The sequence below is a fragment of the Sinorhizobium fredii USDA 205 genome (assembly GCF_001461695.1).
GTDB classification, from domain to species: Bacteria; Pseudomonadota; Alphaproteobacteria; order Rhizobiales; family Rhizobiaceae; genus Sinorhizobium; species Sinorhizobium fredii.
The window spans coordinates 63605-84023 of sequence record NZ_AUTC01000137.1 but is presented as its reverse complement, the minus strand read 5'-3'; the positions used below and the strand labels follow the sequence as shown (position 1 = coordinate 84023).

Below are 20419 nucleotides of genomic sequence, written 5' to 3'. Positions count from 1 at the left end.
ATGCCGGTCTCGATCTCCTCGAAGACAAAGGCCTGCTGCTCGTCGTCAATGGAAGGTGAGCCGAGCTTTTCCGAGCGCCGTCCGAACCGGGCCCGATCAAAGGCCTTCAGGATCTGCGTCAGCCGCTCAATGCGCTCATCGGCGTCGGCGTTTCGTGCCTTGAGATCGGCGACCTCGCTCTCCAAAGCATCGGCGCGCGCCGCCTTCTCGGCCATGGCAAGCACCATGGCTTTCAGCGTCTCTACGTCATCGGGGAGTTTGAGATCGGGCGGCGTCATCAGCCGACCAGAGCACAATTTGCTCCGGTTTTCCTGCCCTTTCAGGCCGCTGATTCACTTCGCCGCAGGGCTTTTACCCAACAATCTCCGGCGGCTTCACCGGCACAGCTCGAACCCTCTTCCAGTCCATGCCATCGACCAGTGCCAGCAGCTGCGCATGGTTGAGCTGAATCCGGTTGTGACCGATCCGCGGCCAGCAAAACTGCGCCTTCTCCAGCCGCTTGGCATAGAGACAAACCCCGGAGCCGTCCCACCAGACGATCTTGACCCGGTCCGCCCGTTTGGCTCGGAAGACGTAAAGCGCACCGTTGAACGGATCATTGCCGGCGTCACGCACCAGCGAAAGCAAACTGTCTGGCCCCTTGCGGAAGTCAACCGGATGGCTGGCCAGGAACACCTTCACGCCGGAGGGGATCATGCCGATCGCACCGCTCGGATCACCCGCTGCAAGTGCGCCTCGTTGACGTCAGCGCCGGCACGCACGATCACGTCGCCAATGACAATCTCGATCACCGCTTCGTCAGTGCGCGCCGCGACTACCTCGCACCGCGCCGATTCCGCGGAAACCCTCCGACCGCCTAAGGCCGCACGACGCCAGCCAAAGAGCTGCGACGGGTGGATGCCGATCCGATGCGCGACCGCCGAGACGCTCGCGCCTGGCTCCAATGCCTCAGCCACCGCCCGCGCCTTGAACTCATCCGACCAGCGCCGGCGAAGTTGCCGCGGCGCACCCTCAAGGCGGTCGGCGACTGCTTCGATCATATGGAAGGTTTTAGTTCCAGAACTAGGCGCAGACATAGAAGCTCACATCAGCTCACAACGTCCGCTACCGATATTCGAAGGCCCACCGGGTTCGCTAGATGGGGCCACCTTGTCGCTTACGGTCTTGTCGGATTACCTGCCAAGGTTGGGTTAACCGAACTCCGCTCGAACTAAACAGGTCGTCTCGGCTTATGTAAGCGCGATACCCATCAATCAAGCCAGCTGACCTCGCTCTGGTGATGGTTGCCTGTCCATGAGCAGAGGAGGCGGCAATAACTGCTGCAATTAGCACAATTGCAAGTTTCTTCATTGGAAGACCTCTCGCCTAATAGGATATCCTAAGTCGTGGCCGATTCCAATGCTTTGGCAGCAACAGATATTATCGCGAGGGCGGCGTCTGAAGGCTTAGTTTTTCAGCAGGTCGGCTCACGCCCCGCATGTTCGGCTCGCGCTTCGCACGGCAACTGAAACTTCCCGCGCCAGAGGCCAACACCTTTCGACCGTGCGGTCGCCTGAACCGCGGCGTAGCGACCATCGCTGTATCTTGCCCAATCGACAGCATTGCCACTTTCGACGAGCCAGCGATTGATCTCGCGGCCATCGGCGCGGAAGCAGATTCCCACGAAGCGGCCATATCGATCTCTCTCGACGAATTCGCAGCGCGTAGGGCGGGACACCGCGAGGAACTGGTCGAGCGTCATTGCTGCCTCTTTACCACAACGGTAGGTGACACCGTCGCCATCATTGCATGATTGCCAGCTTTCCGGCGCATCAACGCCATGCAGGCGAATGTGCTCGCCTCTGATTTCGATCGTGTCGCCGTCGATGACGGAGGCACGTCCGACAATCGCCTCGGCGGCAATCGCAGCGTTCCAGTGTAGGTTGACAACGAGCAGAATCGCGCCGGCACAGAGGACATCTGAAAACTTCATGGAGGTTCCTACAGAAGGGCGGCCTGTTCGACAGGCAGCAGCATCATCCGGTCGGCCTGGAACGGTCGCTGGAGAGCTCTCGCATCACTCCATTCTCCGTTCATCCACAGCTCGATTTCGGCAGGCTCTCTCAGGATGACAGGCATTGCTTTCGGGTGGATCGGTTTGACGACAGCGTTTGCCTCGCACGTGAGAAACGCAAACAGCTCGTGCTCACCGCGTCGCGGGTTTTTCATCGAGCCACGCTGGCCGGTCCACGGGGTCCAGATGCCAGCGAAGAGGGCGAGGGGCTGGCTTTCATCGAGTGCGAACCACCGAGCCGTTTTCTTCGGCTTCGTGTCCTCGTACTCGCAGAAGGCTGTCCACGGCACGATGCAGCGATATTCGGTCCCGGTCCAGCGACGCCAGTGAGGGGAGTCGAGGTTTCGGACATTCGTGACGCCATAGTCCGGCTTGCCGTTGGTGACGGTCGGCGGGGACGGCATGCCCCAGGTGAGATTGACCAGCTCGCGCTCGCCATCCCTGCTGTTGCGGATCACCGGACCAGACTTGTCAGGAAACACTTCGGTCGTCGGGTTCGCCCGGTTTGTCATGTCGCGGTGTGGCCTCGCCACCCGCCACAGCTCGTCAAACTCGACTTCGATACGATAGCGATTGCACATCCGTCCACTCCGAGTCGCGGTCGATCCTGCCGAGCCGCCAGCCATTGTTACCCTTGTTGTCGCACCGCGTGCAACGGAGCAGGGGCCTCAACTCGTCGAGCGTCGCGTCGCCAGCGATCTCCCAACGATTGACCCAGTTGTTGTGATCGCAGGCGGCGCACCGCGCGCCGAGAATTTGATTTTCTTCCAAATCAGCCAGGCGCAGGTGACCGATACCTTCTTCTGGATCGATCGCGTGTCTACCGGGGTCCAGATCAATGCTGCGGGCGTGCCTCATCGTTCGACTTCCACTCCGGCCGATGCTCGTAGCAGAACCACTTCGGTTCGCTGCGCCCAACGGCGAAGCCGAAGCTGCCCCACTTCTTGCAACCCGGCTGCTCGCACTAATGAATGCAAAGAACCGCATCGCTTCGCGCGTTTCCCGATATTCGTTCGTCACTCATCGCACGTTTCTTCGCGAAGCACCGCCGCCCGACGGGCGGCCATTGACCATGCCCAAATCTGTGGAACTTGCGCGCGGCTGTCATTGTTCTCTGTTTGTTCTTATACTATTTGGCGGCCATGGTCGAGACAATCGGTGAAGCTTTCAGCCTGGGATGGCAGCTAAAGGCGCGGTGCGCGTACGGCAATCGCGAGGGAATGAAGTCCGTTCGCCGATGCACCTGGAGCTATGATCTCGACATGCTGACGCTGGTGGCCACGCGCGGCCGAGACTTTCCGCTGTCGATGGTCGCCAGCCGTCTTCGATGTCCGCGGTGCGGCTCCCGGACAGTCACCGTCGTGTTCGTGCCGCCGACTGAGGGCGACAGGCGGCGAGGGGCGGCATAGGACCCGCGCCGCAGCGCCCGGGGTCAGCGGTATTCGGGGCCAGGTTTGTAAAAGACGTCGCCACTGAGATCGGCAATTTTCCCGTCCTCGGTCACCTGCCATGTTATTCTGGCATCCATCGGGAAAGCGCACCCTTTTTGGAGAAACTGGGCCAGACGATCACTCGGAACGTTCGGACAGGGTGAAACAACCCTGAATCCCATGGCTAACAGGTCTCGTTCTACAGGGGCCGCATCACTGCCGCCCGGAAAGCGCGCCTGCAAACGACTTGTAAGCTCCGGTGAATAGGCCTGTTGTTTGCCTTCGGGAAGGGCGCACGAGCCAGGACTCCATACCTCTCCTTCGCTGTCAGCCGTTAAATCGCGCAATAGCGGAGGCAAAGGCGGATAGCACTCCCCTGGCCAGCAACCTGAAGTGAGAGCGCAGATACCGATTAGGACCGCGCTCTTGGCGAACCCGCTCGGAGGCATCGATTTCTTGGGTTGCATGAGTTGATTCATCTGTCGAAGTTCTACGTCTGGGCGAGTGTGATTGGCCCGCGGCTCCCCGTCAATTCATTCCATGGGGCTAATGGACTCAACCGCTGATAAACGGCATCGTGCCGCTTGAGGGGGCGCAACATGGGGAATGTGGTCGACTTCGATCCGCGCAAGAAACGAAGTGGGCCTTCTCGGCCGCATCCGCGCTTTGAAAACGGTCAGCTTGCCGACTGGATTCCCGGCGTCGCTCTCGCGGCGGGTATCACTATCCTCGCCACAGCGATGCTCACGTCGCCGATGGCGTCCGGCATTGGATGCGATATCAAAGGCAATGTCAGCACTACCGGCGAGCGGATATTTCACGTTCCCGGCCAGGAATATTATCGCGAGACGATTGTCAGTCCATTACGCGGGGAACGTTGGTTCTGCTCTGAAGAGGCGGCGCGTGAAGCTGGGTGGCGAAAGGCCTATCGGTGAGGCGATTTCCCCTCCTGCGCGTTAATTGCCGAATGGCCAGAGCATCTTCGAAAAAGTCGTCAGACACGCCTCCGCCTGACCCAATGCCGAGCCGCGTCGATCCATGCTTGGCGATGCTCGTGGACAGGCCGCCGAAGGGGCCGGACTGGGCGTACGAGGTGAAATGGGACGGATACCGCCTCGGCATTTATATTGAGCCCACCCGGGTGCGGCTCATCACGCGTGGCGGCTACGACTGGACTACCCGCTTTCCGGCGATTGCGGGTGAGGCGCTGCAACTCGGATTGAAGAGCGGCATTCTCGACGGCGAAGCGGTCGTTCTCGATGAACAGGGGCGATCCGATTTCGGTATGCTTCAGCGCGCGCTCGGGCGTCGCCCGGCTGCGCACGAGCCCGGAGAGATCATTCTATTTGCCTTCGACCTTCTTTATCTCGACGGCCGCGACCTGCGCCGACTGCCCCTACGCGAGCGCCGACGCCTGCTCGAGCCCATTGTGGGTGGTCGTGAAAGTGCCATTCGCCTCTCGGAAGAGGTTCAGGCGGAAGGCGAGGAGTTTCTCCGCGTTGCTTGTGCGCACGGGCTGGAAGGCATCATCGCCAAGCATCGAGAGAGACCGTATCGTTCCGGCCGGACTGACTGGTGGCAGAAGATCACGTGCAGCCGCCGCGACAGCTTCGTTATCGTCGGATACGAGCCGTCAACACTGCCCGGTGCGGTCGGACGGCTGCTGTTGGCCGCGAAAAAGGGAGGCAGCCTCGTATACGTTGGTGGTTGTGGCACAGGCTGGACCCGCTCGGAATCGGTCGGGTTGCGGGAGCTGCTCGACAAGGTCGTGACCAACGAGCCGGCTGTGGCTCTCAAACGCAAGGGCGCGGTTTTCACGAAGCCGTTGCTCGTCGCCGAGGTCGAATATCGAGCATGGACCGAAGACGAAAAGCTCAGGCATCCCTCGTTCAAGGGAATCAGAGAGAGGGCGGACGACGCGTCGGTGTTCAATCTTTAATTGGTTGCTCAGGAGTGTTTGATGTCCCGACCTCTTTGGCCATCTTGAGGACAATCCTGTAGCGGGTCACCGCCCGTCTATTTCTCGCTGTGACAACTGACTTTCTGACCTCGTGTCCCATCGCCCGAACTTTCGTGAGACAGTTAAGATAAGGTCCATCGTTAACAGCCTTGACCTCCTCGGTCGTCGCCCCTTTGGTTCGAAGGTACAGCGTGATCGCCCGGTGCGTTTTCGTTCCTGGCTTAAACCCAAGCACCTCGGTGGCGATTTTCTCAAGTCTGGAAAGGCTGGTTTGAGGCTCGGACACCTGTCTCGTGGGGCGAAATTCCGCCCGGTTAGATAGGTCAGACTTGATTTCCGGATCAGTCAAACTTTCTGCGAGGCACTCGTATTTCATGACAGCGCGAGGTGTCATTGGCACTGAGACGCTGTTGGGATTGCTGAGCTCGTCAATCCTGCCAAAATAGGCACTGTACCGGGCGTTTTCGACATCGATCTGAATGCTCACCCAAGCAGGAACCGCCCGATACGACATTGCGGCTTTGCACACTTTGGTCGGATAGACGTTGTAGCCGCCGTTTAGGCGGCCGTTCTGTTGATACTTGTCACGCGCCTTCACACTTATGAAATATGGCATCCCATTGCGAATGGCAGTGAAGTCCCCGCCAGGGTGATTGGGGCGTCGCGCGTTTAGGTCTGTAATTTGCTCAAAACCTTTCTGAAGCAGCAGTGCTCTCGCTAATCTCTCGCCGAGATTACCGAGTCTTTTCCGTCTAGTCAGCATCTGCATACTCTTCCCGGAAACCGCGCGATCTGATCTCTGCTTCGCAGCGCGGCTCATCGGTTGCCTATTCCAATGCGGAAGGCAACCCCACAAGAACCGGACCGCGCGGGGGTTTCAATTTCGTCCAGCCGCCTTTGAACTTGGGAACCTTGCTGATCGGGAACCAGTGCTTCTTGTCCATCTCCTCGAGTTCGGAGACGTGCCAAAACGTCATCCAGGAAGGCGTGTCGCTGAGGGCGGTCGGCGGACGGAACTTCTCTTCGGGATGTCGGCCGTCATCATTCCATACCTGACCTACATACCATCCCCGCCATTTCACCATGTAGCTTGGTTGGGCCTCGGCACCCTCGTGAGAGGCGTAGATCAGAACGCGCACTGGGTTGCCATCCCTAAGCTCATCCACCTTGTTGAATACCTCGTAGCTGTTGGAACCGAAAGCGACCGATGCCTCCGTGGCCAGCACTTCCGTACTGGATTCAAGGTGAACCAAAGGCACAGGGGCGAGAATGGCGAAAGGCTGCGGTTCCGGCATGATATGCTCCCGAAGTGAGGTTGCGAGACGCAATCATTACGTTGGTTTGTTAGAGCAACTAAGACCAAAAAACCAATGCTAGATGTAATACGGGTCCCGCGCCTCAGGTTGTTGAAGGCGGTGACACGCCTCCCAGAATCGTGATCCCCTACCAGCTCGCTCGTTGTTGCTTAAAGAGAGTAACACGTCACCCAATTTGCATCAAAAAGGTATCGTTGCCCCAGGTACATTCATCAATCATCCTGAAAGACATGAGCGGGGATCGTTGCCAGTTTGTGAACATTTTCCGCAACGAAGAGCGCATCTTTAAGGGTTGGAACAGGCACGTCGAGGGTCCGATTTCTTAGCATAAAGACGAAGTAAAGCTCATTTTCTGCCGTTTGCACGGGTCTCCGGACATGGACAATTAGTGTCTCCGGAAAGTAGTTGAAAGACCTCAGCGATCCATCGTCTGCTATGTCGATTTTCCGTTGAACGAAACCCTGGACGAACGGTGCCCGAGCCGCTGCACGGCCTTCCAGCGGCCGGTTCCGTCGTTCCGCCAACGCTTCGAGTTCTAGTCGAGCCTCCTCGACATCGTGGGTAAACCGCGTAACCGCAGTTCCGGAAAGGTGGCCAAAAAAGTATGTGGTGTCTTCGTATTCGAAGTAAGCAATGTACATCCTGAGTTCTCCCTTATCGGCAGTCGTACCCGCGACGTTTTGACGATAGGTAAATTGGCAGCTTTGAATTTGAGGACTCGGCCAACGAAGGGGTATTCCGCGGTCCTTGGATAGCTCCGAGATCGCCGAGATTGCGATGGTTGCGTAAAAATAGACTCCGCACCCGTGAGTTATCTCAAGCCAAGGAGGAAAAGTTGCGTTAAAAATCGCCCGCTCGGAATCAGCTTGAACGGCTGCTTTGGATATAGGCGAAATGGGGAGCAGAACTTGGATACCGCGACAACGGCTACTCAGACCTCCACCGACCTATTGCCTGGCACGTTCGTACGCGTTCGCTCCAAAAGCTGGGTCGTTGAGCAAAGCGGTAATATTGGGCCGATACCGTTCTTGGATTTGATCTCCGTAGAGGACGACGCACAAGGCGAAGTGCTTCGGGTTAACCTCGAGTCGGAGGTCGACCGACAGGTGATCGATCCGAACGACTGGTCGTCCCTGTTCCAGACAACGTTCGAGGGACCCGAGCGTCTTGGTGCTTTTTTGCGGGCAACCGAATGGCGAACCGCATCTGCCGCGGATCGCAAACTGTTTCAGGCTCCGTTTCGCGCGGGTATTCGCCTGGACGCTTACCAGCTTCTGCCCTTGGCGAAGGCACTGGACCTGCCTCGCGTCAATCTCTTAATCGCTGATGACGTTGGCCTTGGAAAAACGGTCGAGGCTGGGCTGATTGTCCGCGAGCTTCTTCTCAGGCGTCGGGTCGAAATCGTCGTCGTCGCGGCCCCGGCATCCATGCTGCTTCAGTGGCAGGATGAACTTTCACAGAAGTTCGGCCTGGATTTCACCATCGTGGACCGTGAATACCTGCTCGAGACTCGCCGCACTCGTGGCTTCTCGGCGAATCCCTGGAGCGTCGGTTCTCGGTTCCTCGTTTCACACAGTGTGCTTTCGGACGAAACTTACATGTCCGGACTGCGTGACCTTCTTGGTGAGTTCCGGGCCAGATCACTGTTCATCCTGGATGAAGCCCATCACGCGGCTCCGTCCTCCGGAACTGTATGGGCGACCGAGAGCCAAACCACCCGCGCAGTTCGGCAGATCGCGGGTCGTTTCGAACACCGCCTGTTTCTATCGGCGACGCCCCACAACGGACATTCCAACTCGTTCGCGACGCTTCTGGAAATCCTCGACCCTCAGCGCTTCACAAGGGGCATCAACGTCGAGGCGAAAGAGCTCGAGCCTGTTATGGTTCGTCGATTGAAAGAGGATTTGCGCTTGCTCGGGCAGCCATTCCCGGAGCGTATCGTCAAGCCGATCAAGATCGAAAACCTGCCCACCAACGCACCTGAGCTTAGCTTGGCAGTCATGCTGGATGAATATCGATCCTCCTCCAATGGTGGATCGCGTGCCCGGTTTCTGTTTGCCAATCTCCAGCAGCGACTGTTTTCGTCTATTGCGGCTTTCGACCGAACACTGCGCACCCATAGAAAGACGCTCAACCGAAAACGGGATGAAATAGCAAGTGGCGTAGACGAGACCATCGATCTGGCTGAGGACAACGATCTCATCGATCTGGCGACGGCCGAAGCTCGGTCAGAACTGGGTGACCTCAATGCCGCCGTTGCCCATGTCGATCGCATGCTCGCGATTTCCAGTGCAGCGAAGGACGAACCCGATGGGCGGATCGAGGCAATCCTGGACTGGGCAGAAGCGGAGATGCTCGATGGTGCACATCAATGGCGCGATCGTCGCCTCATCCTCTTCACGGAATGGGACGATACCCGCCGTTGGCTTGTCGAGCGATTGAAGGAAGGCCTACTCAAGCGAAGCCGCAACAAGATCGATGTTGACGGCCGTATCCTGGTATTCACCGGGCAGACTAGCCTCGAAGAGCGGGACCGCATCAAGATCGCCTTCAACGCGCCGTTCGACCAAGAGTCGGTTCGCATTCTGGTCTGTACCGACGCGGCCCGCGAAGGCCTGAACCTTCAAGCCCGATGCCACGATCTGATCCACGTCGACCTGCCTTGGAACCCGTCTCGCCTTGAGCAGCGGAATGGTCGAATAGACCGAAAGCTCCAGCCCTCGAAAACGGTGACCTGCAGTTACTTCTTCTACAGCCAGAGGGAGGAAGATCGGGTCCTCGACGCGTTGGTACGCAAGACCGAGACGATCCGGAAGGAGCTCGGCGCGTCAGGCGAGGTGTTGCGGCAAACCATCGAAACGCGCCTGTCGCGCGACGGCATTCGTCGTGAGGATGCCCTACGTCTCTCCGCTGAGATCGAAGCTCAGGATTCCAGGAACGTCTCGACCGCTGAGAAGGAACTCGGAGATGAGCAGGAAAAGCGGCTCGCACGCTTGAAGGAAGAGCAGGATCGGTTGCAGCGCCTGCTCGAACAGGCCCGCAAGCGCGTTGGCGTGGACGGAGCCGATATCAGACAGGTGGTCGAAATCGCCTTGAAAGACGATCAGGCTTCTTTGTCGCCCGGGCAATTCAGCGTTCCCGAAGCCGTGGCTCTTGATCCGCAGCATCCGGCATTCGTAAAGGACCGGAGCTGGGCAACGCTTTTTGATGAGCTGCGTCCCGGTCGTCCGGCACGTCCATCTGAGCGCGAGAGGTGGCGACACAGGACACCAGTTCGCGGGCTTGTCTTCGAGCCTCCTCACGTGAACGAGGGGGAGCCCGAGCCTCAGGACGTCGTGCAGCTCCATTTGGAACACCGCTTGGTCAAGCGTCTGATCTCCCGTTTCTCGTCTCAGGGATTCCGTTCCAATATCGGCAGGGTCACGGCCATCATCGGTCCTGGCGCACAGCCACGTGTCGTTTTGGTCGGACGCTTGTCGCTGTTCGGTCCCGGTGCGCGCCGTCTGCACGAGGAGATCATTCCGATCACGGCTGGGTGGCGGGATGTGCGCCGTGATGAGACGCCGCTGTCTCCATTCGCGGAAGCGGGCGAGGCGACGACCATCGCGCAGCTGGACGAGGCTTTGCGTGTAGGACGAACGCCAATCCAAAGCGTGATCGAGCGCCTGGAAAGGACGGTCGAGATCGATATCCGTGATCTTCGACCATACCTCGAAGCACGTGCCGAGGAGTCGGAAAGGACTGCTCTGTCGGAACTTGCTGAAAATGGTCGCCGCGAGGCGGAATCCATGGCCGATTTGCTCAGACGCCAGATTCAGAAGGTTCGCGAGGCGATGCGCGAGAAGAAGGCTCCTGACCAATTTGCGTTCGACTTCTCGACAGAGGAACAGCGGCAGCAATCCGAGAAGGAACTGCGGCAGTTCGAAGCCGACCGCCGTTCGTGGGATGAAAAGCTGGTCCGCCTACAAAACGATCTCGATAACGAACCCCAGAAGGTGAAGGAAGGCTACGAGGTGAAGGCGCGGCAGCTTGAACCTCTCGGTATTGTCTACCTCTGGCCCGTCACGAATTGAGTACTCCATGAACTTCTACGCACGTTCAGATGAAACGACGGAATGGCTGAATTATCTCCAGCCTGAGGGTTTGGTCGTTGGGCCGAATGTACTCCGGGACAAGGGACTGACGCCGATACGGCAGACGCCTCTGGATACCGAGGCGGTTGCCGAAGCGCTGGAACTGTCTCCGGATGCCAAGCGTGAGGACGACAAGTTTTTCATTCTCCGCAACCCCTGGGGCTTCCTTGAACGCATCCTCGGCTGGCCCCAGCGTCTGGTGACCGGTAGCCCATCGGGGCCTGCAGTCCCCGTCGACCTGACTCGGGTCGTTCCCGAGCATGAAACTTTGCTGACGCCGGACATGGCGGTGCTGTGGAACGATGTTTCGGAAGAGGGTGTCCCGGCGCAGTTGCTCCTCTCGATCCACCCGAGCCTCGATCCGGATGGACGAGGCCAATTCGGCGATAGCGAGTGGGAGGCGGGCCCGCATCAGCGGCTCGAACGCTTGCTGCGAGAAACTGGTGTCGGCGTCGGCGTTTTGATCGCGAGGAACACACTACGTCTGGTCTATGCGCCGCGTGGCGAAACGGCAGGCTGGATTTCATGGCCGCTGGCGGCGCTCGGTCGCGTCGAAGGTCGCCCGATGCTGTCAGGCCTCAAGCTCTGCCTCGGCCGCAATGCCCTGTTCACTGGCGCGCCGGACAAGCGGCTTCGTCCGGTTCTCAAGCAATCGCGCGAAGCGCAAAATGAGGTTTCAGAAAAGCTGTCAGGCCAGGTACTGGGAGCGCTGCACGAACTTCTTCGCGGAATCCATCGAGCCGATCCAGATCGAATCGAGCGTCTCGCTGAAACGGACTCGCACCATCTCTATGAGGGCCTTCTCACCTGCCTGATGCGGCTGGTCTTCCTGCTTTATGCCGAAGACCGCGACCTGCTTCCGTCTTCGTCCGACCCGCAGCTGAAGACGCTGTGGGAAGGCGCGTATTCGATCAAGTCGCTCTATGCGAAACTCCTGACGGACGAGGCGCTCAATCCGGATACGATGGACGAGCGCCGTGGCGGCTGGGGACAGCTGCTGGCGGTCTTCCGTATCATCCATGAAGGTCGTGGGGATTGGGTCGCCCGGCGCGGTGGTAAGCTGTTCGACCCGGATGTTTTCCCGTTCCTGGAAGGGCGGGACAAGGGCAGCGCAAAGAACGACGCCAAGGTTCTGCCGATCTCCGACGGCTGTATCTTGCGTATCCTGCATGGCCTGATGACGGTTGAAGCCCGCAACATGTCGGGCGAGAAAATCCGCGAGCGACTGTCCTACCGCTCGCTCGATGTCGAAAGCATCGGCTCTGTCTATGAAACCGTGATGGGTTTCACCGCCTTGCGGGCGAATGAACAGATGGCCGCGCTGAAGGACGAAAAAAAGCTGCCAACCTTCATCGGTCTCGACACGCTTCTGTCGCAGAAGCCGAATGATCGGCAGAAGTGGCTGAAGGATCGTGCCATCAAGCTCTCGGCAAAACAGGGCAAGGGCGTGAAGGAAGCGTCCGATGTGCCAGCGCTGCTAGAAGCCTTCGGTGGTCTGATCGATCTGCGAGCCTCGCCGGATGGTTCCGTCATCGGGGCGGGTACGCCCTATCTGCAGCCGACCGAGGAGCGTCGGCGTTCGGGTTCGCATTACACCCCGCGTTCGTTGACCGAGCCGATCGTGCGTCATGCGCTGGAGCCCGCCTTCGAGCGGATTGGCGAGAAGGCATCGCCTGAAGCGGTGCTGGCGCTGAAGGTCTGCGATCCGGCCTGCGGTTCCGGCGCATTCCTGGTAGAAGCCTGCCGCCAACTGGGCGCGCGGCTGGAGCAGGCCTGGAACATGCATGGCGCGGAAAAACCGACCATTCCGCCCGACGAGGACGAGGCGTTACATGCCCGGCGCTTGGTCGCCCAGAAATGCCTCTACGGTGTGGATCGCAATCCGATGGCGGTGGACCTTGCTCGCCTGTCGCTGTGGCTGGCGACTCTCGCGAGGGAACACGAGTTCACCTTCCTCGACCACGCGATCAAGAGCGGTGACAGCCTGGTGGGCCTTACCCGTCATGAGATCGAGGCTGCCAATTGGGACGCGTCCAAACCCGGTCTGCCTCTGTTCCGGGGCATGATCAAGGATGCGGTGGATCGTGCCCGCGAGGGACGTGAGGCCATTCGCAACGCACCCGACGACGTCACTCGCGCCGTGCAGGAATCGCGTTTCCGACGTGTCGAGACAGAGGTGGAACCGGCACGGATCGTGGGAGACGCTGTAATCTCAGCGTTCTTCGCTGCCGATAAGGCGAAAGCCCGGGAGACAGAGCGTGCCAAGGTGGAAAGCTGGATCAGCGGCCATCTTCAACCCCGTTGGGATGCGCTTGAGGAAAAAGCGAAAGCCTTTCGCACGGAGGAGGGGTGGCGGCCGTTCCATTGGGAGATCGAGTTCCCGGAAGTCTTTGGACGCGAGAATCCTGGGTTCGACGCCATTATCGGCAATCCGCCCTTTGCAGGCAAAAATACGATCAGTGCAGGGTCTGGTCCTGTATATCCTTCTTGGTTGCAGACTCTGCATCCAGGTGCACATGGCAATGCCGACCTTGTGGCACATTTTTTTAGACGTTCATTCTCTTTGGCGCGGGTAGGCGCTGCGATGGGGCTCATTGCTACGAACACCGTCGGTCAAGGGGACACTCGTGACTCTGGGCTAAGCCACATTGTGGCTCACGGCGGCACCGTTTTCCGAGCTATTCGAAGATATCGATGGCCTAATGCTGGTGCTGCGGTCGTAGTATCCATAGTCCACGTGATAAAAGGAGTTTCGGCGAAGTCCTGTTACATTGACGGAAAGTCAGTGCCGCGTATTTCCGCTTACCTCGTTCCCGGTCATCTCGATGAGAATCCCTATGTCCTGCAACAAAACCGCGGGATTGCTTTCAAGGGTACCGAAATTGGTGGAATTGGCTTCACATTCGACAGCTCTCATACCCGGGATGGGAGATCGAATGGTGACGAAGTCTACCAAGAACTCCGCGCGAAAAACCCAGACTATGATGAAGTCGTACGGCCTCTCATCGGCGGTGAAGAAATTAATTCTGAGCCGATTTGCACCGGGTTTAGAAGGGTGATCGACCTATCAGGTTTGACTTTAGAGGAGGCGCAGCTTCGATATCCAGATTTGATGGCCATAGTAAGAGATAAGGTTCTCCCCGAGCGTATCGGCAAAGGTGACGCAACCGAAAGAAACTGGTGGCTTTTTCGGCGATCGAGCGAAGCCCTTAGAATTAAACAAAGCAGAAGCAAGTATATAATAGTCTGCTCACAGACGAGCAAACATGTATGTTTCCTGGTCGCAAGCCCTGAACCTGTTTATTCGCATAAGGTTATTGTGTGGGTCGAAAGCGGCTTCGGCAGATTTTCTGTTCTCCAATCCAGAGTTCATGAGGTCTGGGCTCGTTTCTTTGGGTCCACAATGAAGGATGATCCTGTCTATGCCCCATCCGATTGTTTTGACACTTTCCCGTTACCAGATGAATGCGCTGCTTACGACAATTTGGCGCAGGTCGGAGAGAGTTATCACGGTGATAGAGCAGCGCTGATGGTCGCTTTCGGCGAGGGAATGACCAAAATATACAACCGTTTCCATGCCATAAGCGATCGTGAGGTTGAGGTGTCTAAACTTCGAGACCTACATGATGAAATGGATCGCGCGGTATTGTGCGCCTATGGCTGGCAGGACCTCGCCGACGAACTGCGCCCCGAGTTCCTGACCGAAGAGACGGAGGATGACCACACCTATCAGGGCCGTTATTTCTGGAATGCGGAAGGTCGTGATCGCGTGCTTTCCCGCCTTCTGGCCCTCAATGCCGAACGGCATGCCGAGGAAGTTCGAAATGGCGTTGCGCCTAAATCCTCAGCCAAGAGTGATGAGGAAGACGTCGAGGGGGAGTAAATACGCAAAATTAGGCCCCAGCCAGCCTGCAGCAACTGGGGATTGCTCTGCGATCTTAGGCTGGTAGGTTCGAGTTCAAAGCAGATTCGGGTGGGGACATGAGTGACGAGACGGACGGCGTAGCCCTTTTGTCCGATAGGTTGGCGGGATTGCCGAAGCCGGTATCGGCCGTCGAAGTTCGCGAGCGGTTGATGGACCTGTTGCGGCGCGATCTTGTCGGCGCGCATCCTGACCTTGATCCCGATCTGGATCGCGAAATTATTTCCGGCACCAGCCCCTCCACGTGGTATCTGACCGGCTTTCTCGCGCCGCGTCGTAAGGATAGCCGCGAGCGGCGAGCGGAGAAGATTCTCGGCAATGGCGCTGCCGATGAAGAGAAGGCGGAAGCCCAGCTCGACGCCTTGCGATCTGCCGAGGGCATGGAACAGGGCGCACCCGGCCCCGGTAACGCCGCCGATGACGGCGCGAGCGAACGGCCGCCCATGCGCTCCTTCGTGCCCTCCTCGCTGGGCCTGACCCTGCTTCTGCCGCGCTCGGCCAAGACGCTCGATGCGCGCGTGACCTGGGGCGATTACGTCACCGAGCCGCCGCTGGACAAGGCCGTGTTTCTGCCGGATGAGAGAGAGAAGGCGGCGCAAGCCGGTGAACAGCCGAAGGAACCGCCGAAAAGCTCGCTGGATTGGCGCAGGATTCCGCGCGAAGAGCGCCTGACGATCGATCTAGCCGCGATCCAGGAGGGCGTTCCGCAGCGCATCATCGTGCCAAATAGTGCCGCACCCCAAGTGCCTGGCGGTGGTCTCGAGCTTGTCGTCACGGTCCGCCCTGCACAGACCGCCGGCATTGACGGCATCCGCGACGATGTTCTGGCCGTGTCCGTCTTTCTGGTGAATGCCCGCCCAGAAACCTACCGTCGTTTCGGCGACATCGCCTTCTGCTTCCAGGCGCGGCTCGAACTGCATGTCCCCGAAGGCTTTGCCCCACGCGAAGATCGCGCGTCCTACGATGCGAGCGACCCTGACGAACGCCTTGCGGACCTGCACTACCGCGATGTCTGCTCCTTCGCTGTCGGCCACAACACGTCCGCCGACTGGTGTACCCCGGACGAGAACGGCCGGATCGTAACGGCCTTCACCAATCCCATTCCCTGCCAGGAAGTCGAAAAGCTCGGTGCCGACATTGACGTCCCCGGCGTCGAGCGGGGCATGGAAAAGCTTGAAGCCGCGGCGGCGGATGTGACGAGCTTGAAGGCGGCTCTATCCACCCTGCCGATCGAATACGCGAAATGGGCTGTCGAGCAAGACAAGGTCATCAGTGAGGTCAGGGGTGCTCGTCGGCAGGAAGTGGCGCAGGAATGCTTGCGGAACATCCGTGAGGCCTGCCGCCGGATCGAAGGTGGAATCGCGCGGCTGGTGAACGACCCGACCAGCCGCGAAGCCTTCCTGATCATGAACAAGGTCATGGCGCGCTCGAACCGTCAGCGTGCCGCTGCCGACAACAAGAAGCCGCTGGCGGAGCAACGGTCACCAACCTGGCGCTTGTTCCAGCTCGCCTTCATTCTTCTGAACCTCGAAGGACTAGCTGACCCCAGTCACGAGGATCGGCCGATCGTCGATCTACTGTTCTTCCCCACCGGCGGCGGTAAGACCGAAGCCTATCTCGGTCTCGCCGCCTTCGCCATTGCGCGCCGTCGCCTGGCCAATCCCGGTCTGGAGGGCGCGGGGCTCTCCGTTGTCATGCGCTATACACTGCGGCTTCTGACGCTCGACCAGTTGCAGCGCGCCGCGGGCCTTGTATGCGCGCTCGAACTGGAGCGGAAGGCCAATCCCGACCTCGGCACCTGGCCTATCGAAATCGGTCTGTGGGTTGGTGGAGGTGCAACTCCCAACGCGCTCGGCGATTCCAAGAACAAGAATCCCAGCACTGCAGTCGCCTGGTTGGACGATCATCGCGGACGCAACGGGCCAGCGCCGGCCCCCATGAAGAACTGCCCCTGGTGTGGTCAACGCTTCAACAAGGCCAGTTTCCAGATACATCCGCATCTGACCAAGCCGGAGCGCCTGGATATTCGGTGCGACAACTTGGATTGCGAATTCTCGGGTGTCGACCGCCTTCCGATCGTCGTCGTTGACGACGAGATTTATCGCCGTCTTCCTGCTTTCATGATTGCAACTGTTGACAAGTTCGCAAACATCCCTTGGGAAGGCAGGGCGGGCGCGTTCTTCGGCAATGTGGACCGCTCGGATCATACAGGTTTCTATGGTGCCGGGGAAAACGGCGGCACGCGTATGGCGCGCGAGCTACGCCCGATCGACCTGATCATCCAGGACGAATTGCATCTCATTTCCGGGCCACTGGGCACGATCGCCGGGCTTTACGAGACGGCATTCGACTTGCTCGCTTCCCGCCAGATCAACGGTGAGCGTCGTGGCCCCAAGATCGTCGCGTCCACGGCAACTGTTCGTCGGGCCGAATCTCAGATTAAGAACCTGTTCGGACGCTCGAAGACCGCAATTTTCCCGCCTCCGGGCATCAGCCGTCACGATTCCTTCTTTGCCAAGGTGGACAAGGTTTCTCCGTCACGCGTCTACGCGGGGATCGCATCGCCTGGACGCGGTCCGAAACTGGTTTACCTGCGCGCCTTACAGACAATACTCTCGGGCGCTGCTGCCCTCTCAACAGGGAAAGAAAACGATCCGGCCGATCCTTATCTGACGGCTCTTTGCTACTTCAATGCCCTTCGAGAGCTCGGGGGCGCACGTCGTATCGTCGAGGATGAGGTGCGGGCCCATCTCACCAGCTATGGCAGTAGCCGAGTGCGCAAGCAGCCTTCGGGCCAACCCTTCGCTGATCGTGTCCTGCGGGAAGTACAGGAACTGACGTCCCGTTACAGCACGGACCAGGTTTCGGAAGCGCGTACGCGTCTCGGCTATCCGGTATCGGATAAGAACGCTGTCGACGTCGCGCTTGCCACGAACATGATCTCGGTTGGTCTGGATATCAGCCGTCTGGGCTTGATGGTTGTGCAGGGGCAGCCGAAGACGGCGGCTGAATATATTCAGGCGACCTCGCGTGTTGGCCGCGAAGCATCCAAACCAGGACTTGTTGTTACGCTTCTCAACATCCACAAGCCGCGGGACCGAACGCACTACGAGCAATTTCGCGCCTTCCACATGAGCTTCTACCGTGCGGTCGAGGCGACGAGCGTCACGCCGTTTTCCCCGAGAGCGCTGGACAGGGCTCTGGCTGCGACCCTCGTTGCCGCGGCTCGCCATGTAGAACCGGACCTCAGTCAGAACGACTTCGTCACGCGATTGGGAGACAATCCCGCTGCTTATACCGCCGTTCGCAATATCATCGAAGACAAGATGCGCACCGCACATGTCGAGCAGGAGCTGGTCGATCGGTGCCTTGCCCGTCTTGATGAGTTGCGCGATGCCTGGATCGCGATAGCCGAAAGGCAGACGGAGAACGGGGATCGCTTCGTCTACGCAAAGGCAGAGCCGGTGCAACGGCTGCTTCAAGACACTCTGGGTTTACGCGGAAACAATTTCTTCGTGGCAGCTCGGTCGATGCGCGACACGGAACCGGTGGCCCTCCTAAAAATCAGAAGACCTGACGGACGCGTATTCGAGTAGCGAGAAGACCCATGGCAGACATTACGCAAAGCTTCAGTCAGTTGCTCCTGACTTATGGTCCAGGCGCTATGCTCGACCTCCCGGATCAGGCTGTCTCGTATCGGGGCTGCAGGGTTGGCGCTACGGCCCCAACATGAAGACAGTTGCTGAGGATCGCCTGATTGCCCTACTTCGCGATCAGCTCGGTGACAAACTCAGTCCGACTTTCTCGGGATTGCGCCACCCGCCTGAGCAGGATGAAGAGCGCCGAGATGATCGAGCTCCGGGCGTTGAAGTTCTGCTGTTTCCTAGCTGGTTCACTGTAGATGACGACGCGAGCGCATCGGGCGCTGACGGTGATCATTCATCGTCTGCTATCGAGAAGCGTCGGCGAATGGTCGAGTTCCACCATTTGACTGTTACCAAGGCTGGGAAGCTTTCCTACAGGGATGATCAGGGTAAGCGCCGAGAAGTAAACCCGATCCGTTTCGTGGCCGCCTGCACGAAAGGGCATCTGCAGGACATCAGCTGGAGGTTCTTGGTCCATCGCAACGGTGACCAGACGTGCCGAAAGCCAATGCACTGGGTGGAGCGGGGGGTGAGCTCAGACCCATCCGACATCTCTGTCCGCTGCACCTGCGGCTCAATGTTAACGATGGCTGACCTCTATAAGCCAAAGTTCCTGGGGACATGCCGCGCGGAAAGTCCATGGCTGCAGCCGCAACGCTTGCATGACGAGGAATGCGGCATTGATCTCAGACTCCTACCACGATCGGCAACCAACACCTATTTTGCACAGACCGTGACGGTGATCTCACTGACAAATTCCGATGACCGTGTACGCCAGACTGTTCAGGAACATCGGCCGACCATCGACTCCATCCGCGCGCTACCGAATTTCATCGACGTCCTGCGCAGCTTGCCTCACACGAAAGACGCTTTCTCGGAATTTTCGAACGAAGAGATTTTGCGTGCGCTCGATGACGAGACTGGTGAAGCAGCTACTACCTCAGCCAATCCGCGCATTGCGGAATTTGATATCTTGGCTTCCGGCACTCGCTTCATCGGACATGATGGACCGACGTCACATCTTTTTGCTGAGACCCTACCTCTCGCCGAGCTGGGCTTGAAACAGCCTTGGAGTGATTTCCTGGCTGGAGTTGTCAAGGTTCACCGGTTGCGGGAAGTCACTTGCCTATACGGCTTTACTCGTCTCGAGCCGCCACCGACGGCAGCTGAAAGTGAACTTGATGAAATCCAGCTTGCGGTTGACGGCGCTGACCTTGCGAGAAATGTCGAATGGCTTCCAGCTATCGAACAGTTCGGCGAGGGCATCTTCCTTCACGTAAATCCAGATTTCCTCAACCGGTGGCGCGGCGACGCTGCGGTAGGGGAACGTACGCTGGTCTTGAGAGAAGGCGAGGCGCGCGAGGCCGAAAAGTTTGGGCGACCACCTTCCCACTTAGGTGCAGCTTACTGGACCCTCCATTCGCTCTCGCATTCGTTCATGTCCGAACTCTCACTCGAGTGCGGCTATCCTTTGTCCTCTCTGAAAGAGCGCGTGTATTCCAGCGGCAGCGGTCAGGCAGATCGATTCGGCCTGTTGATCTACACCTCGACTGCAGGTGGCCAGGGCACCTTGGGCGGGCTGAGCGGAATGGCCCATCGAGTTGGCGAGTTGCTCTCGCGCGCGATGAAGCGGCTTGAGCTTTGCTCGAACGATCCGATTTGCGCCGAGCACTCCCCAAATGGGGAGCATGACGATCGTCATCTCCATGGGGCGGCATGTCACGCGTGTTTGCTTATCCCGGAAACCTCGTGCGAGGCGCGGAATAACCGGCTTGATCGCGGATTGCTCGTACCGACGGTTGTTGCCGCGCGATATGCCTGTTTTGAGGTCCTCTGAGGATGGCTGCTCGTCGCATTGCCTTCCACCGCGGTGGCGATCGCTATCAGCGACGAGCCGAGAATCCTCGCCCCCTTATTGTCTCTCTGAGAGCGTCGCATTGCTGTGCACAACGGACCCGGAT

The 20419-nt window shown here is 58.8% G+C and carries 15 protein-coding genes and 2 pseudogenes; 6 read left to right on the top strand and 11 right to left on the bottom strand.

What is annotated here, in order from left to right; translation table 11 throughout:
- The 8 genes and pseudogenes from N181_RS15795 to N181_RS33180 all read right to left on the bottom strand — a co-directional run.
- Positions 1–278: pseudogene (locus N181_RS15795) on the bottom strand (IS66 family transposase); the annotation flags it as partial.
- A gap of 73 nt (positions 279–351) precedes the next feature.
- The gene (gene tnpB / locus N181_RS15790; RefSeq protein WP_037448290.1) at positions 352–696 is read right to left on the bottom strand and encodes an IS66 family insertion sequence element accessory protein TnpB; all 345 of its coding nucleotides are present in this window, start codon (positions 694–696) and stop codon (positions 352–354) included.
- Positions 693–1040, bottom strand: coding sequence for a transposase (locus N181_RS15785; protein WP_037448289.1), 348 nt, complete (start codon positions 1038–1040; stop codon positions 693–695). The genes tnpB and N181_RS15785 overlap by 4 nt, the downstream gene beginning before the upstream one ends.
- 413 nt (positions 1041–1453) lie before the next feature.
- A complete protein-coding gene (locus N181_RS15780; protein ID WP_037401804.1) occupies positions 1454–1972 on the bottom strand; it encodes a thermonuclease family protein in 519 nt (172 codons plus the stop codon).
- Between the two features lie 8 nt (positions 1973–1980).
- Positions 1981–2634, bottom strand: a complete 654-nt coding sequence (locus N181_RS15775; RefSeq protein WP_060563572.1) for an SOS response-associated peptidase — start codon at positions 2632–2634, stop codon at positions 1981–1983.
- On the bottom strand, positions 2600–2911 hold the full coding sequence (locus N181_RS31825; protein WP_081319002.1) for a hypothetical protein: 312 nt from the start codon (positions 2909–2911) through the stop codon (positions 2600–2602). Before N181_RS31825 ends, N181_RS15775 begins: the two co-directional genes overlap by 35 nt.
- Positions 2889–3017: pseudogene (locus N181_RS34810) on the bottom strand (hypothetical protein); the annotation flags it as partial. The pseudogene N181_RS34810 and the gene N181_RS31825, both read right to left, overlap by 23 nt.
- A 468-nt stretch (positions 3018–3485) precedes the next feature.
- Positions 3486–3950, bottom strand: coding sequence for a hypothetical protein (locus N181_RS33180; protein ID WP_153451703.1), 465 nt, complete (start codon positions 3948–3950; stop codon positions 3486–3488).
- A 141-nt stretch (positions 3951–4091) separates the two neighbouring features.
- Here N181_RS33180 and N181_RS15770 point away from each other — a divergent pair, with 141 nt between their 5' ends.
- Both N181_RS15770 and ligD read left to right on the top strand, forming a co-directional pair.
- Positions 4092–4418: a sunset domain-containing protein gene (locus N181_RS15770; RefSeq protein ID WP_192936727.1), complete on the top strand. Its 327-nt coding sequence runs from the start codon at positions 4092–4094 to the stop codon at positions 4416–4418.
- 32 nt (positions 4419–4450) lie between these two features.
- Positions 4451–5422, top strand: coding sequence for a non-homologous end-joining DNA ligase (gene ligD, locus N181_RS15765; RefSeq protein WP_060563570.1), 972 nt, complete (start codon positions 4451–4453; stop codon positions 5420–5422).
- On the opposite strand, the gene N181_RS15760 is transcribed toward ligD, so the two are convergent.
- The 3 genes from N181_RS15760 to N181_RS15750 form a co-directional block, all read right to left on the bottom strand.
- Complete coding sequence (locus N181_RS15760; RefSeq protein ID WP_141322135.1) at positions 5412–6206, bottom strand: hypothetical protein; 795 nt, start codon at positions 6204–6206, stop codon at positions 5412–5414. The two genes, ligD and N181_RS15760, sit on opposite strands and share 11 nt — an antisense overlap.
- Before the next feature lie 64 nt (positions 6207–6270).
- Positions 6271–6738, bottom strand: coding sequence for a hypothetical protein (locus N181_RS15755; RefSeq protein WP_060563566.1), 468 nt, complete (start codon positions 6736–6738; stop codon positions 6271–6273).
- Between the two features lie 233 nt (positions 6739–6971).
- The gene (locus N181_RS15750) at positions 6972–7400 is read right to left on the bottom strand and encodes a hypothetical protein (protein ID WP_060563564.1); all 429 of its coding nucleotides are present in this window, start codon (positions 7398–7400) and stop codon (positions 6972–6974) included.
- A gap of 267 nt (positions 7401–7667) precedes the next feature.
- Between N181_RS15750 and drmD the strand changes: the two genes are divergently transcribed.
- From drmD to drmB, 4 genes are all read left to right on the top strand, one after another.
- Entirely contained in the window at positions 7668–10832 is a 3165-nt protein-coding gene (gene drmD / locus N181_RS15745) for a DISARM system SNF2-like helicase DrmD (protein WP_060563563.1), read from the top strand.
- Positions 10833–10839: 7 nt separating this feature from the next.
- Positions 10840–14775 carry an Eco57I restriction-modification methylase domain-containing protein gene (locus N181_RS15740; RefSeq protein WP_060563560.1) on the top strand — a complete coding sequence of 1312 codons (3936 nt, stop codon included), beginning with the start codon at positions 10840–10842 and terminating at the stop codon, positions 14773–14775.
- Positions 14776–14873: 98 nt separating this feature from the next.
- Entirely contained in the window at positions 14874–18410 is a 3537-nt protein-coding gene (gene drmA, locus N181_RS15735) for a DISARM system helicase DrmA (RefSeq protein ID WP_081319001.1), read from the top strand.
- On the top strand, positions 18388–20295 hold the full coding sequence (gene drmB, locus N181_RS15730) for a DUF1998 domain-containing protein (RefSeq protein ID WP_280938364.1): 1908 nt from the start codon (positions 18388–18390) through the stop codon (positions 20293–20295). Before drmA ends, drmB begins: the two co-directional genes overlap by 23 nt.
- Positions 20296–20419: the final 124 nt, after the last annotated feature.